Source organism: Sphingomonas sp. PP-CE-1A-559, assembly GCF_004340965.1.
In the GTDB taxonomy this organism is placed as follows: Bacteria; Pseudomonadota; Alphaproteobacteria; order Sphingomonadales; family Sphingomonadaceae; genus Sphingomonas.
In genome coordinates this window covers 913,283-927,314 of sequence record NZ_SLYA01000001.1, presented here as the reverse complement: position 1 = coordinate 927,314, position 14,032 = coordinate 913,283, and the positions used below count along the sequence as shown (strand labels likewise).

Sequence of the window (14,032 nt, the reverse complement as noted above, 5' to 3'; positions counted from 1 at the left end):
AGCGCACCCCTCCGTTACGCCGACCTTTCCAAATGGGCCCCGGCCTTCGCCGGGGTGAAAAGTCTACGGGACGCCGCCCCTCACCCAGCCGCAAACGCAGCCCTCACAAACCGCGCACAAGCCTCCGGCGCAGTAATCGGGATCATGTGCCCGCCCTCGATCGTGTCGATCTTGGCCCCCGGAATCACCGCCGCAGTCCGGTGCCCATTCCACGCCGGGTCGAGAATAGCATCCTGCCGCCCGAACAACATCCGCACCGGCAAGCCGATCTCCGCATACCGCCCGACCATCGCCGTCACATCGTCGTTCGCCCCGGCAAGATCCGCCGCTGCCGCCGCGATCGCGATCGGTCGCGCCGACAGCGCGCCGCCGCCCCGCGTGATGAAATCCTCCGGCACAGCCTCGGGCGCAAACACGCCCTCCAGCGTCTTCTTCGCGGTCAACCGACTGAGCGGCGTACCCAACACCTGCGCAAACGCCAGACGCGCACCCGACGGAATCCGCGCCAACCCGCGAAAACTCTCCGGCACCTGCTCCAGCGGCTGCGTCAACGGCGCGATCAACGCGAGCGCACGCACCAGATGCGGATGGTCGAGCCCGACCGCGAGGCTCAGCGCACCGCCCAGCGAATGCCCCACCAGCAACGGCCGATCGAGCCCGAGCTTCTGGATGAAGTCGGCGATGATCGCGCCCTGCCCGATGATCCCCGGCATCGCCCCGGTCGCGGTCGAATAGCCCGAGCCCGGCCGATCGACGACGATCACGCGGTAGTCGTCCTTGAGCAAGTCGACGAGCGCATAGCTGAAATTGCGCAACTGCCCGGCGAGCCCGTGGACCATGACGATCGTCGGCCCGCTGCCGACATCGATATAATGCAGTCGAGCGCCCGCGACGTCGAGAAAACGCCCCTCCGCCGGCACCAGGTCCTCGGCAAGCCGCGCGACGCGGCTCGAATAGAGCGACAGCCCGATCCCCGATACCGCCGCCAGCAGCGCCCCGCCGATCAATCGCTTGCCCGTCCGCTTCATAGCCATCTCCTTCAAATCCTTAGTGCGCTGAACGCCCGGCCTTGTCCAAAGTCGCAGCCGCCCGCGCATGGAACCCGTCGTGGTCACCAAACGTCCGACCCGCGAAGGAGATGCGCCGGTGGATCCACAGGCTCGAACGATACTCGACACGATACAGACACTCGCCCCGGACGCCGATCCGCACGCCGACGATGCGCGGTGGCTCGCCGACTTCCGCTACCAGACCGCGTTGTTGAAGACCTTCTCCGGCGATCCGGAACCGGTTCACGCGATCACGCACCTCATGCTGCCGTCCGAGTCCGGCTCGCTGACCGTCCGGCTCTATCGCCCGAAACCCGGCCCGTTGCCGCTCCTGCTGCACATCCACGGCGGCGGCGCGATCGCCGGGTCGATCGACGGACACGATCCAGCGTTGCGCGCGCTGGCGAACCGGACCGGCTGGCTGGTCGCCGCCCCCGCCTATCGCCTGGCGCCCGAACACCGCTTCCCCGCGCAACTCGACGATAGCTGGACGGCGTTGCAAGGCCTCGTCGCACAAGCCGACGCGCTGGACATCGACCTGTCGCGCATCGTCGTCTCCGGGGACAGTATAGGCGGTACGCTCGCGACCGCCCTCGCCTCCCGCGCAGCGTCCGAAGGCGGACCAGCCCTAAAAGGCCAGATCCTGCTCTACCCGAACACCGACCTGCGCCACGACACCGCCTACCCGTCGCGAGCCAGCGAGGACGGCAATATCATCGATGCGAAGTCGCTGGAGCGGCAGATCGACCTGTACCTGGGCTCCGATGCAGACCGCACCAACCCCCACGCGTCGCCCATCCTGGCAGATGACCTCGCCACCCTGCCCCCGACGCTGCTGATAACCTGCGAGAACGACCCGCTACGCGACGAGGGCGAAGCCTATGGCCAGCACCTGCGCGACGCAGGCGTCATCGTCGACCACGGCCGGTTCGACGGCATGATCCACGCCTTCCTGCAAATGGGCGGAAGGCTGGACGCGACCGACCGGCTGCTCGATCGCATCGCCCGCTGGCTCGACGCCCGATGATAGGAAAAATGGTGCACCCAGAGCGATTCGAACGCCCGACCCTCAGATTCGTAGTCTGATGCTCTATCCAGCTGAGCTATGGGTGCATCGCCGTACCGTGACCGGTTCGACAAGCCCGCCGTGAAGCGGAAAATCCTGGTGCACCCAGAGCGATTCGAACGCCCGACCCTCAGATTCGTAGTCTGATGCTCTATCCAGCTGAGCTATGGGTGCACTGGAGGGGCGCTGATAGCAGGCATTTTCGGGGGCGCAAGGGTTTGCCGCGATAAAGTTGTGTCGCGCGACGCGGACGCATAGAGCGGCAGGCATGAAACTCGCCGCTCCGCTCCGTTCGCTGTCGCTCTTCGCCCTGCTCGCGGCGTCCGCGTGCAGCAAGGATACCACCGCCTATCCGTCGCTCGGCCTGCGCCCGGTCGAGAAGCTCGGATTCGCCGAGCCCGAGGTGAAGACCGCGGTGGCCGCGCCCGATCCGGCGCTCGATGCGGATATCCGGACGATATCGGGCAAGCTCGATACGATCGCCACCGGCTTCACGCGCGACGCGGCCAAGGCGGAGGCCCTCGCCCGGACCGCACGCGGCGGCGCGGTCGGCAGCGACGCGTGGCTCGCCGCGCAGACCGCACTTGCCGGACTCGACGACTGGCGCGCGCAATCGTCCGCGCTGGTGACCGATATCGAGCAACGCGCCACCGATCGCGCTGCCAAGCTGCAAGCGGACTATCCGGCGCTGGCCGCGATCCGCGACAAGGCACAGGCGGAAAACGATCGCCAGGGCGCCACGATCACCCGCATCCAGGCAAGCCTCCCCGCCGCTTGATCCACTGCTGATCCTCCCCCGCCAGGGGGAGGTGGCTGGCGCTTGCCAGACGGAGGGGGAGGAAGGCGAAACGGCGGTCGCGTGCCCCCCCTCCGTCGCCTTCGGCGCCACCTCCTTCTGGCGGGGGAGGACCAGAAGGCTAGAACCCCTTCAGCAACGGCAGGATCGTCGAATAATCGTCGGTCCACGCGGTGAAGCCCTTGCGCGGCACCAGCGGCACCCACGCCGGATCACCCGACCGCAACGCGTCGATCGCGCGCGGGTCACGCGACAACGCCACCCAGTCCGACGCCGACGCGCGATCGACCAGCACGCTCGACGGGCGGTATTTCAGCTCGACCGCAGTCCACCCACCCTCGCGCGCCGCCGCCGCGATCACCGGCTCCAGATCGATGAACCGGTTGGAGATGTGCACCAGCAACAGGCCGTTTCGCGACAGCACCCGGCCATAGGTCGCGAACGCTTCGCGCGTCATCAGGTGCATCGGCACCGAATCCGACGAGAACGCATCGAGCGCGAGCAGGTCGAGACTGTTGGGCGTATCATGCGCCAACGCGATCCGCGCATCGCCCATCCGGATCTCCGACTTGGGCAGGCACCGCGACAGATAGGTGAACTGCCCGGTATCGCGCGCAATCCGTACCACGGCCGGATCGATCTCGTAGAACCGCCAGCGCTGCCCCGGTCTCGCATAGCAGGAGAGCGTCCCCGTCCCGAGCCCGACCACGCCGATCCGCGCCTGCGGGCCGTACAAGGCGGGCGCGGCTTGCATCGCCTGCCCGACGCCCGATCCGGCCGCATAATAGGTGGTCGGCGTCTGCTCGCGCTCGGGCGAGCCGCGCAGCTGGATGCCGTGCACCGTCGTCCCGTGATCGAGTTCGCGCGTACCGCCGTTCGGCCCCGGCTCGTCTCGCACGGTATAGACGCCGAAATAACTTCGCACGCGCGCGCCCGGATCGAGCGAGAACTCGAGCGACCGATACCCACCGAACAGTACCAGCGCCCCCGCCAGCACGACCATGTACGGCCGCCGCGCGCCGATCGCGACGAACCCTATCGCGGCTATCACCAAGAAGACGAGGCCCTGCCGCCCCTCGCCGAACACGCCATCGGGATTGCCGATCCGCAATGCGGTAAGGATGACCAACGCCACGACGATCGCGAGCAACGCGACGTGTTTCGCCGGCCCCCTGCCCGTCCACAGCGCGCGGAACCGTCCGAACAGATAGATTTGCGGCACCAGCGCCCCCGCCGCGAGAATCAGCAGCGGATACTCATACGTCCAGTCGAACACCACCGGCGCCACCAGCGCAGCGAACACGCCACCAAGTGCCCCCCCCGCCGACATCGCGAGATAGAAGCCGGTCAGACGATCGGGCGCCGGCCGCTTGCGGTATAGCGTGGTGTGCAACGCAACCGAGATCATGAACAGCAGCACCAGCGCGATTCCCGCGCTGAAGAACGGCCGCTCGTTGACCCCGCCCATGATGATCCCGCCAAACAGCAGAATCGTGATCGGCGCGATCCGCGTCAGCAGGTCGGCGAGCCAACGATCGTTCGCAAACGCCACGCTGAAACTCAGCAGGTACAGTCCGAGCGGGATCACCCACAGCAGCGGCATCGCGACGATATCGGTGGTAATGTAGGTCGAGGTCGCCAGCATCATCCCCGACGGCACGAGCGCCAGCGCGATCCAATGCGCGATCCGGCGCGCGCCCGGCGGCGCGCTGGTTGCGGCGACATGATCGACTGCCGCGGTCTTGGGCAGGCGCGTGGCGCAGGCGAGCACCAGCATGATCAGCAGCAGATACCCACCGCTCCACAACAGGCTCTGGCCGTGCACCGCCATCAGCGGCTCGACCAGCAGCGGGTACGCGATCAGCCCCGCGAAACTGCCGAGATTGGACGCGGCATACAGGGCATAGGGATCGCCGCCGCCACTCGCCGCACTGAACCAGCGCTGGATCAGCGGCGCCTGCGCGGAGACCGCAAAGAACAACGGCCCGATCGACAATCCGAGCAGCCACGGCACCCACAAGGCCGGCAACGCGTCCGCCGGCAGGTCCATCGCGATCAACCCGATCGGCAACCACAACGCCGCAACGATCAGCACGCCCAGATGGATCGCTGCCTGCGCGCGCGGCCTCACTCGCCCGAGCCAATGCGCATACGCATAGCCCGCGAGCAGCAACGCCTGATACACGAGCATGGCCGAGTTCCACACCGCCGGCGCGCCACCCAACCGCGGCAACGCCATCCGCGCCACCATCGGCTGGACGAGGAACAGCAGGAACGACCCCGTCAGGATCGTCGCGACGAACATCGTCCGGCACCAGCGCGCCATCAGGGGCCGCACTTCCATCGCATCGGTGTCAGACATAGGCGGGACGGTCGATCCGGTAGAGGATGTGGCGGCGAAGGCGGTCATCTTCGGCGAGCTTCGGGTGGTCAAAATCGCCATCGACCACGCGGGTCATCCCGAGCCGCTCCATGAGCGCACGGCTGGCCGTGTTTGCAGGGACGGTGATCGCCCAGACCGTCGGCAACTCCATCTCACGCCAACCCCAGGCGAGGGAAGCCTCCGCTGCCTCCCGTGCATAGCCCTGCCCCCACTCGGTCTGCACGAGACTCCAGCCGATCTCGGGTTTCCCCTCGATCGGCGTACCGACCGGGCCGGGCTTGATCCCGCACCAGCCGATAAACGCGCCGGTATCCCGTCGTTCGAGCGCCCAGAAGCACGCGCCATAGTCGGCGAACATCGCCTTCTGGCGTGCCACCACCGCGGCGGACTCGGTCAGCGACGGCGCGGGCCCGAGATACGCCATCACCGCCGGGTCAGCGCACATCGCATGATGCAAGGCGGCATCGTCATCACGCCAGCCACGCAAGATCAGCCGTTCGGTCTCGATCATCCGCCGAGCAATTTCGCCGCATGCGCCGCGTGATAGGTCAGCACGCCCGAACAGCCCGCGCGCTTGAACGACATCAGCGTTTCCAGCACCATCACGTCGCGCTCGGCAGCGCCAGCCGCGACCGCGTGCTCGATCATCGCGTATTCGCCCGACACCTGGTACGCGAACACCGGCACCTCGAACGCCTGGCGGACGCGGACGATGATGTCGAGATACGGCAGACCGGGCTTGACCATCACCGTGTCGGCGCCCTCCGCCAGGTCCATCGCGACCTCGCGCAGCGCTTCCTCGGCGTTGGCGTTGTCCATCTGGTACGTCTTCTTGTCGCCCTTCAGCAGCCCGCGCGAGCCGACCGCGTCACGGAACGGACCGTAGAACGCGCTGGCGTACTTGGCGGCGTAGGACATGATCTGGACGTTGTGGTGCGACTCCGCCTCGAGCGCGCTGCGGATCATACCGATCCGGCCGTCCATCATATCCGACGGCGCGATGATGTCGGCGCCCGCCTTCGCCTGGTTCAGCGCCTGCGCGACCAGCATCTCGGCGGTCGTATCGTTGACGACATAGCCCGCCGCGTCGACCAGCCCGTCATGGCCGTGGCTCGTATACGGATCGAGCGCGACGTCGGTCAGCACGCCGACCTCGGGCACGGCGTCCTTCAATGCGCGGATCGCCTGGCACATGAGGTTGTCGGGGTTCAGCGCCTCGCGGCCATCCTCCGTCCGCCGCTCGACCTGCGTATACGGGAACAGCGCGAGGCACGGGATGCCGAGGTCGCGCGCCTCGCGGCCGCGCGCGACGATCCCGTCGACCGACCAGCGCGACACGCCCGGCAAGCTGGCGATCGGTTGCTCGACGCCGGTTCCTTCGGTGACGAACAGCGGCCAGATCAGGTCGGCGGGCGTCAGCACGGTCTCGGCATGGAGGCGGCGGCTCCAGGCGGAGGCGCGGGTGCGACGGAGGCGAAGCGCGGGATAGCTTGCGGTCATGCGCCGGGCTTTGCGGGATGCGCGGCGACGGATCAAGTTTTACGGGAGAAGCGTTACGGGTGCGAAACCGCATGCCGTGCGTTGGGGGCCTTATGTCGAACGATACGATCACGTCCGCCGCGCTCGTCGTCAACGCCAAGTCGCGCAAGGGCCAGAAGCTGTTCAAGCGCGCGTGTGCGGCGATGTCGGGGCTGCCTTATGAGGTCGACGCGCATGCGGTCGAGGACCCGAAGGATCTGGAGGCGACGGTGCTGCGGGCGCTCGCGAAGAAGCCGGACCTGCTGATCCTCGGCGGCGGTGACGGCACGGTCAGCGGCTTGGTCGACCTGATGGTCGGCCACGACGTGATCCTGGGCGTCCTACCGCTCGGCACCGCCAACAGTTTCGCGCGCACGCTTGGCATTCCGCTGAATATCGAAGGCGCGGTCGAGGTGATCCGCACCGGCAAGCCGCGCCGGATCGATCTCGGCATGATCGACGGCGATTATTTCGCGAACTGCGCGGCGATGGGCATCAGCCCGAAGATCGCCGAGACGGTCCCGCACGGGTTGAAGAAGGTCTTCGGCAAGGTGGGGTACCTGGCCTGGGCGACGTATCAATACACGCGCTTCCGCCCATTCACGCTGATCGTTGGCGAGGGCCCGACCGCGGTAAAGATTCGCGTCGTCGAGGTGCGGATCTCGAACGGGCCCTATCACGGTGGCACCGAACTGGTGGATGCGGCGGCAGTAGATTCGGGCGAGATCGTGGTGCAGGCAGTGATGGGTCATGTGAAGCGCCGGCTGGTGCAGAACTGGTATGCCAGCGTGTTCCGGCTCGAGTCGCGCCACGAGAAGGTGCGGGACTTTCGGGGCAAGAGCCTGAAGATCAACACGATCCCCCCGCTGCCGATCTCGATCGACGGCGAGGTCCTGGCGAAGACCCCGGTGACGGCCAAGGTCGCGGCCGGGATCATCCGGGTGATGGCGCCGGCCTAAGAGCGAAGGCCAGCCCCCACCTCCTTGTTCTCCCACGAAGGCGGGAGCCCAGTCTGGGTCCCCGCCTTCGCGGGGAAACAATTTAGTGGAGGGGTGACCTATCCTCACACCACCCCGGCGAAGGCCGGGGCCCAATTGGAAAGGTCGAAGTAACGACGCGCAGCGCTCAGTTGGCGACGTCCCCCAATTGGGCCCCGGCCTCCGCCGGGGTGGTAGCTGTGAAGCGTAATCGCTCTCTAACCGACGCCCGTTACTTCACCCTACGCACCGTCAAAATCTTAACCGGCGCAGCAATCATCTGCCCCTTCATCACCCCAACCCCAGCAGTAGGCGAAGTCGGCGCAGCAAGAATCCGCTTCACCACATCCATCCCCTCTACCACATGCCCGAACGCCGCAAACCCAGCCGTGTCCCCACTCCCCGCCGGATTAGCGTCCAGCGACAACACCGGCCCGACCGTAATGAAGAAGTCCGCCGTCGCGCTCCCCGGCGCAAACCTAGCCATCGAGATCGTCGCGTCGACATGCGACAGCCCGGTCTGGCTGGTCGGCTCATGCTTCACCGGCGGCAAGAGGCGCTTCACCTCACCCTGCGGCCCGCCCTGGATCAATCCGGCGTCCGCCCCGAGCTTCATCGCGCGATAGAACGTCACCCCATCGAGCCGCTTCTGGTCGACATAGCGCAGGAAGTTCGCGGTCGTCAGCGGTGCGCGCTCCTTCTCCAGCGCCAGCGTGATCGGCCCCTCGCTCGTCGTCATCACGATCGAGACGGTTGCCGGAACAGCGGGCGCTGGTGCAAGCGGAGCCTCCTGCGCCGAGACGGAAACGGCGCCGAGAACGGCAAGAGCGAGCGTGACGAATCTGGAGATCATCCGCCACGCTACCGCCTCCACCGCTCGCTGTCAGCGGCCCCGCGACACGATATTGCGCGCGGCAAAGTTTTGCTTGGGTTTGCACGCCCGCGCGCAATGCGTATCCGGTGAGCGATGACCGATCTCGCCATTCTCTACGAGCACCCGCTCTGGTTCGAACCACTGTTCGCCGCCCTCGACCGTCGCGGCGTCGCGTTCACCCGCACCACGCCGGACGGCTTCTGGAACCCCGCCGACCAGAGCGCCCCCGCCCCCGTCGTCTTCAACCGCATCGCGATGTCGAGCTTCCTGCGCAACGACGAGCATCCGATCTTCAACACGATGGCGATGCTCGATCACTGGCGCCGCACTGGTGCGCGCGTGGTAAACGGCACCGACGTCCTCGCGATCGACGCCTCCAAGGCACGCCAATTGTCGCTGATCGCCTCGCTCGGCCTCGCGATCCCCGAGACGCGTGTCGTCCACCGCGCCGCCGACGTCGTCCCCGCCGCACAGACGCTCCGCTTCCCGTTGGTCGTGAAAGCCAATATCGGCGGATCCGGCGCCGGCATAATCCGCTTCGACAGCCTCGACGAACTCCGCACCGCCGTCGCCGACGCCGGCCTCCCGAGCAGCGTCGACGGCGTGCTGCTGGTCCAGGAATACGTCCCCGTCCGCGACGGCGCGATCACCCGGATCGAGACGCTCGACCGCAAGTTCCTCTACGCGATCGAGGTCGCCGGCGGCGGCGCGTTCGATCTTTGCCCCGCGGATGCGTGCGTCGTCCCCGGCTCGGGCATCAGGATGGCCGCGGTCGAGCCCTCGCAAACCTTGAAGGACGCCGCCGAAGCGATCGCCCGCGCGGTCGATCTTGACGTCGGCGGCGTGGAAGTCATGATCGACGACCGCGACGGCGTCGCGCGCTTCTACGACGTCAACGCACTGTCGAACTTCGTCGCCAAGCCATTGGATGTGCTCGGCTGGGATCCGCACGACCGCCTCGTCGATTACCTCGTCGAACAGATCGAGAAGGCCCGCTGATGCGCTATGGTTACTGGACTCCCGTCTTCGGCGGCTGGCTTCGCAACGTCCCCGACGAAGGGATGGAGGCGAGTTGGGCCTACACCAAGGCGCTGACGCAGAACGCCGAGCGCTGGGGCTATGACCTGACGCTGATCGCCGAGCTGAACCTCAACGATATCAAGGGCATCGAACAGCCCGCGCTCGATGCATGGTCGACCGCGGCGGCGCTTGCGGCGGTGACCGACAGCATCGAACTGATGGTCGCCGTCCGACCCAACTTCCATCACCCCGCGCTGTTCGCCAAGGCGGCGGCCAACATCGACCGGATTTCGGGCGGCCGCCTTGCGCTGAACGTCGTGTCGTCCTGGTGGGCGGACGAAGCCAAACAATACGGCCTCCAGTTCGACCAGCACGACGATCGCTACGCGCGCACTGCCGAGTGGCTGACCGTCGTCGACGGGCTCTGGACGCAGGAGCGCTTCGACTTCGTGGGCCAGTTCTACACCACCGAACAGGCGATCTGCTCGCCCAAGCCCGCCAAGCGTCCCACCGTCTATGCCGGCGGCGAGAGCGAGAAGGCCAAGGCGATGATCGCCGCGCAGTGCGATGCCTACGTCATGCACGGCGACCCGGCCGACGCGATCGCCCCGAAGATCGCCGACATGGCAGCGCGACGCGAGGCCGCCGGCGGCGCGCCGATGCAGTACGGCATGGCCGCCTACGCGATCGTGCGCGACAGCGAGGCGGAGGCCAAGCGCGAGCTCGACCGCATCACCAGCGTCACCGAGCTCCCCGCAGGCTACGCGAACTTCGACCAGTGGCTGTCGGGCACGCAGCTCGAACGCGAGCTGAAGATCCAGGAATACTCCGTCTCCAACCGCGGCCTGCGCCCCAATCTGGTCGGCACGCCCGAACAGTTGAAGGAGCGTGTCGCGGAATACGAGGCGTCCGGTCTCGACCTGCTGCTGCTCCAGATGAGCCCGCAGGCCGAGGAAATGGAGCGGTTCGCCGCGCAGGTCATGGGCACCGCATGATCCGCCTCACCGACGTCATCAAAACCTACCCGGCAAGCGAGGCGGCGGCCCTCGACGCCGTGTCGCTCGAAATTCCCGCACGCGGCGTGTTCGGGGTCATCGGCCAGTCCGGCGCGGGCAAGTCGACGCTGATCCGCCTGATCAACGCACTCGAATGCCCGACTTCGGGCCGGGTAGAGGTCGATGGCGTCGACGTAGCCGCGTTGTCGGCGGCGGACCTGCGCGCGCTGCGCCGCCGCATCGGCATGATCTTCCAGAACTTCGGCCTGCTGTCGTCGCGCACGGTCGCGGCAAACGTCGCGTTCCCGCTCGTGCTCGCGGGTGTATCCAAAGCTGAGCGCGAGACGAAAGTCGCCGCGCTGCTCGACCGCGTAGGCCTCGCCGATCACGCCGCCAAATACCCTGCCCAGCTCTCCGGCGGCCAGAAACAGCGCGTCGGCATCGCCCGCGCGCTCGCCACCGACCCCGACATCCTCCTGTGTGACGAAGCCACCAGCGCGCTCGACCCCGAAACGACGCGCTCGGTGCTGACCCTCCTCAGAGAGCTGAACCGAGACCTCGGCCTGACGATCGTCCTCATCACCCACGAAATGGACGTCGTCCGCTACGTCTGCGACCGCATCGCCGTCCTCGAACGCGGCCGCATCGTCGAAACCGGAGACGTTACCGACATCTTCGCCAACGCCGCCCACCCGGCAACGCAGCGCATGCTGGCGGCGCTGGTGGCATGAGCTTCTTCGCCAATATCGACTGGTCGGACATCGGCCAGGCCTGCCTCGACACGCTGATCATGCTCGGCGGATCGCTGATCCTGACGATCGCGTTCGGCCTCCCGCTCGGCGTCCTGCTCTACCTCACCGACCGGGGCCGCCTGTCGCAGAACCGCGTCGCCAACGCCGTGCTCGGGATCATCGTCAACATCCTCCGCTCCGTGCCGTTCATCATCCTGCTGATCGTGATGATTCCGCTCACCGTCATGCTCGTCGGCACCTCGCTAGGCGTCGCCGGCGCGATCCCGCCGCTCGTCGTCGGCGCCGCGCCGTTCTACGCGCGCCTCGTCGAGGGGTCGCTCAAGGAAGTCGACCGCACCACGATCGAGGCGGTGCAGGCGATGGGCGCCACCACACGCCAGATCGTCACCGGCGCGCTGATCCACGAGGCGCTTCCCGGACTGATCGCCGGCGCCACCGTCACCGCGGTCGCGCTAGTCTCGTTCACCGCGATGGCGGGCGTGGTCGGCGCGGGCGGGCTCGGCGATCTCGCGATCCGGTTCGGCTATCAACGCTTCCAGACCGACGTCATGGTCGTCACCGTCGTGCTGCTGGTCGTGCTCGTGCAGATCATCCAATATGCCGGCGACGCGCTCGCCCGCCACTTCACCCGCCGCTGATTTAACGCCGCTAGGAATTCGCATGAACCGCCGCACTTTGCTCGCCTCGTTCTCGCTGCTCGCGCTCGCCGCCTGCGGTGGCACCAAGACCAACGACGGCAAGACGCTGACCGTCGCCGCGACCGCAGTGCCGCATGCCGAGATTCTCGAGTCGATCAAGCCGACACTCGCCAAGGAAGGCGTCGACCTTCAGATCCGCGTCTTCAACGACTACGTCCAACCCAACCTCCAGGTCGAGCAGAAGCAGATCGACGTCAGCTATTTCGAGACCAAGCCCTATCTCGACGAGTTCAACGCCTCGCGCGGCACGCATCTGGTGACCTATGCCGGCGTCCATGTCGAACCGCTCGGCGCCTATTCGCGCAAGTGGAAGTCGATCGCGCAGATCCCGAACGGTGCGACCGTCGCGATCCCGAACGAGCCGAGCAACGGCGGCCGCGCGCTGCTGCTGCTGCAGAAGGCCGGGCTCATCACGCTCAAGAACCCGACCAACCCGCTGTCGAGCCTGAACGACATCGCCACCAACCCGCGCAACCTGCAGTTCAAGGAACTGGAGGGCGCGACCCTGCCCCGCACGCTCGGCGAGGTCGATCTCGCGCTGATCAACACCAATTACGCGCTCGACGCGAAGCTCAACCCGGTCCGCGACGCGCTCGCGATCGAGGACAAGAACAGCCCCTACGTCAATTTCGTCGTCGGCCTGCCCGGTGGCGAGAAGGACCCGCGCGTCGTGAAGCTGATCGCGGCACTGCGCAGCCCGGCCACCAAGACCTTCATCGAGCAGCATTATCGAGGTGCGGTGCTGCCGGCGTTCTGATACCGGCGCGAGCCCTGTCCGCGTAATCATCGAGGCTCCATGACGGTCGTCGCCGCGTATCTCTATCGTCATGGCAAGCGCGTCCGCGCGGTCTCGATCGACGAAAAGGTCGATTGCCCGGCGGATCGCTCCGAGTTCGTCTGGATCGGCATCTGCGACCCGACCGACGCCGAGATGCGGACGCTGAAGGACCAGTATAACCTCCACCCACTGGCGGTGGAGGACGCGATCAAGGCGGACCAGTTGCCCAAGGTCGACGTCTATGGCGACCAGTTGTTCGTCGTCGCCCGCACCGCACAGCTGGAGCAGGACAAGATCGCGTACGGCGAAACCGCGATCTTCGTCGGCCACAGCCACATCATCAGCGTCCGCCACGGCTCGGCGCGCTCGCACAAGGCACTACGCGAACAGCTCGAAGCCGCGCCGACTTTGCTGATCAACGGCGTCGATTACGTCCTCCACGCAATTCTGGACTATGTCGTCGACGGCTACCTCCCGATCGTCGAGAGCATCGAGGACGAGGTGCTGGCGATGGAACAACGCACGATCGACGCGTTCCTGGGCCGCGACGAGATCGTGCGCATCTTCGGGCTCCGACGCGAGATGATCCGCTTCCAGCGCATCCTCGGACCAATGGGCGAGGTCGCGGGCAAGATCGTCCGCCTCGACCTGCCGTGCATCGATACCGAGGCGAAACCGTATTTCAGCGACGTGCTCGATCACGTCCGCCGCGTGCAGACGATGGTCGAGGGGTTACGCGAAGTGCTGACCTCCGTGTTCGAATTCAGCAACCTGCTCGAACAGCAACGCACCGGTGCGATCACTCGCCAACTCGCCGCCTGGGCCGCGATCCTCGCCGTGCCAACCGCGATCGCCGGGATATACGGTATGAACTTCGAAAACATGCCCGAGCTGAAGACGGAATACGGGTATTTCGTCGTGCTGGGCGTGATCGGGGTCGTCTGCGCCGCGCTGTACGTGAAGTTCAAGCAGGCCAAGTGGTTGTAGCGGAACCGATCACCCACTCCGTCATGCCGGGCTCGTTCCGGCATCCACCGATCCGCATACTCGCCAGCCGTCGATACGCGGCACGGTGGCCCCCGGAACTAGTCCGGGGTGACGCGGGAATGCAGCCGTCCCTCTACTG

The 14,032-nt window shown here is 66.7% G+C and carries 14 protein-coding genes and 2 tRNA genes; 9 read left to right on the top strand and 7 right to left on the bottom strand.

What is annotated here, in order from left to right:
* Positions 1–80: 80 nt before the first annotated feature.
* Entirely contained in the window at positions 81–1,028 is a 948-nt protein-coding gene (locus C8J42_RS04180; protein ID WP_207897059.1) for an alpha/beta hydrolase, read from the bottom strand.
* 118 nt (positions 1,029–1,146) lie between these two features.
* Between C8J42_RS04180 and C8J42_RS04175 the strand changes: the two genes are divergently transcribed.
* Positions 1,147–2,076: an alpha/beta hydrolase gene (locus C8J42_RS04175; protein WP_165895416.1), complete on the top strand. Its 930-nt coding sequence runs from the start codon at positions 1,147–1,149 to the stop codon at positions 2,074–2,076.
* A 9-nt stretch (positions 2,077–2,085) separates the two neighbouring features.
* On the opposite strand, the gene C8J42_RS04170 is transcribed toward C8J42_RS04175, so the two are convergent.
* Both C8J42_RS04170 and C8J42_RS04165 read right to left on the bottom strand, forming a co-directional pair.
* A tRNA-Arg gene (locus tag C8J42_RS04170) sits at positions 2,086–2,162 on the bottom strand.
* Positions 2,163–2,212: 50 nt separating this feature from the next.
* Positions 2,213–2,289, bottom strand: a tRNA-Arg gene (locus C8J42_RS04165).
* 94 nt (positions 2,290–2,383) lie between these two features.
* Between C8J42_RS04165 and C8J42_RS04160 the strand changes: the two genes are divergently transcribed.
* Positions 2,384–2,893: a hypothetical protein gene (locus tag C8J42_RS04160; protein ID WP_133018961.1), complete on the top strand. Its 510-nt coding sequence runs from the start codon at positions 2,384–2,386 to the stop codon at positions 2,891–2,893.
* Positions 2,894–3,032: 139 nt separating this feature from the next.
* On the opposite strand, the gene C8J42_RS04155 is transcribed toward C8J42_RS04160, so the two are convergent.
* The 3 genes from C8J42_RS04155 to hemB are packed head-to-tail and all read right to left on the bottom strand — an operon-like array spanning position 3,033 to position 6,794.
* Positions 3,033–5,273 (bottom strand): fused MFS/spermidine synthase, encoded by a 2,241-nt coding sequence (locus C8J42_RS04155; protein ID WP_243644060.1) that lies wholly within the window; start codon positions 5,271–5,273, stop codon positions 3,033–3,035.
* Positions 5,266–5,805: a GNAT family N-acetyltransferase gene (locus tag C8J42_RS04150; protein WP_133018960.1), complete on the bottom strand. Its 540-nt coding sequence runs from the start codon at positions 5,803–5,805 to the stop codon at positions 5,266–5,268. Before C8J42_RS04150 ends, C8J42_RS04155 begins: the two co-directional genes overlap by 8 nt.
* Positions 5,802–6,794, bottom strand: coding sequence for a porphobilinogen synthase (gene hemB / locus C8J42_RS04145; protein WP_133018959.1), 993 nt, complete (start codon positions 6,792–6,794; stop codon positions 5,802–5,804). Before hemB ends, C8J42_RS04150 begins: the two co-directional genes overlap by 4 nt.
* A 92-nt stretch (positions 6,795–6,886) precedes the next feature.
* Here hemB and C8J42_RS04140 point away from each other — a divergent pair, with 92 nt between their 5' ends.
* The gene (locus tag C8J42_RS04140; protein ID WP_133018958.1) at positions 6,887–7,771 is read left to right on the top strand and encodes a diacylglycerol kinase family protein; all 885 of its coding nucleotides are present in this window, start codon (positions 6,887–6,889) and stop codon (positions 7,769–7,771) included.
* Positions 7,772–8,021: 250 nt separating this feature from the next.
* On the opposite strand, the gene C8J42_RS04135 is transcribed toward C8J42_RS04140, so the two are convergent.
* The gene (locus C8J42_RS04135) at positions 8,022–8,642 is read right to left on the bottom strand and encodes a peptidylprolyl isomerase (protein WP_133018957.1); all 621 of its coding nucleotides are present in this window, start codon (positions 8,640–8,642) and stop codon (positions 8,022–8,024) included.
* Positions 8,643–8,756: 114 nt separating this feature from the next.
* Here C8J42_RS04135 and C8J42_RS04130 point away from each other — a divergent pair, with 114 nt between their 5' ends.
* Genes C8J42_RS04130 through C8J42_RS04105 form a run of 6 tightly spaced genes read left to right on the top strand, consistent with a single transcriptional unit; the run spans position 8,757 to position 13,893 of the window.
* The gene (locus C8J42_RS04130) at positions 8,757–9,662 is read left to right on the top strand and encodes an alpha-L-glutamate ligase (protein ID WP_133018956.1); all 906 of its coding nucleotides are present in this window, start codon (positions 8,757–8,759) and stop codon (positions 9,660–9,662) included.
* The gene (locus C8J42_RS04125) at positions 9,662–10,678 is read left to right on the top strand and encodes an LLM class flavin-dependent oxidoreductase (RefSeq protein WP_133018955.1); all 1,017 of its coding nucleotides are present in this window, start codon (positions 9,662–9,664) and stop codon (positions 10,676–10,678) included. The genes C8J42_RS04130 and C8J42_RS04125 overlap by 1 nt, the downstream gene beginning before the upstream one ends.
* Positions 10,675–11,409, top strand: coding sequence for an ATP-binding cassette domain-containing protein (locus C8J42_RS04120; RefSeq protein WP_133018954.1), 735 nt, complete (start codon positions 10,675–10,677; stop codon positions 11,407–11,409). The genes C8J42_RS04125 and C8J42_RS04120 overlap by 4 nt, the downstream gene beginning before the upstream one ends.
* Positions 11,406–12,068: a methionine ABC transporter permease gene (locus C8J42_RS04115; RefSeq protein WP_133018953.1), complete on the top strand. Its 663-nt coding sequence runs from the start codon at positions 11,406–11,408 to the stop codon at positions 12,066–12,068. Before C8J42_RS04120 ends, C8J42_RS04115 begins: the two co-directional genes overlap by 4 nt.
* Before the next feature lie 22 nt (positions 12,069–12,090).
* On the top strand, positions 12,091–12,885 hold the full coding sequence (locus C8J42_RS04110) for a MetQ/NlpA family ABC transporter substrate-binding protein (RefSeq protein ID WP_133018952.1): 795 nt from the start codon (positions 12,091–12,093) through the stop codon (positions 12,883–12,885).
* 39 nt (positions 12,886–12,924) lie between these two features.
* Complete coding sequence (locus C8J42_RS04105) at positions 12,925–13,893, top strand: magnesium and cobalt transport protein CorA (RefSeq protein WP_121885960.1); 969 nt, start codon at positions 12,925–12,927, stop codon at positions 13,891–13,893.
* Positions 13,894–14,032: the final 139 nt, after the last annotated feature.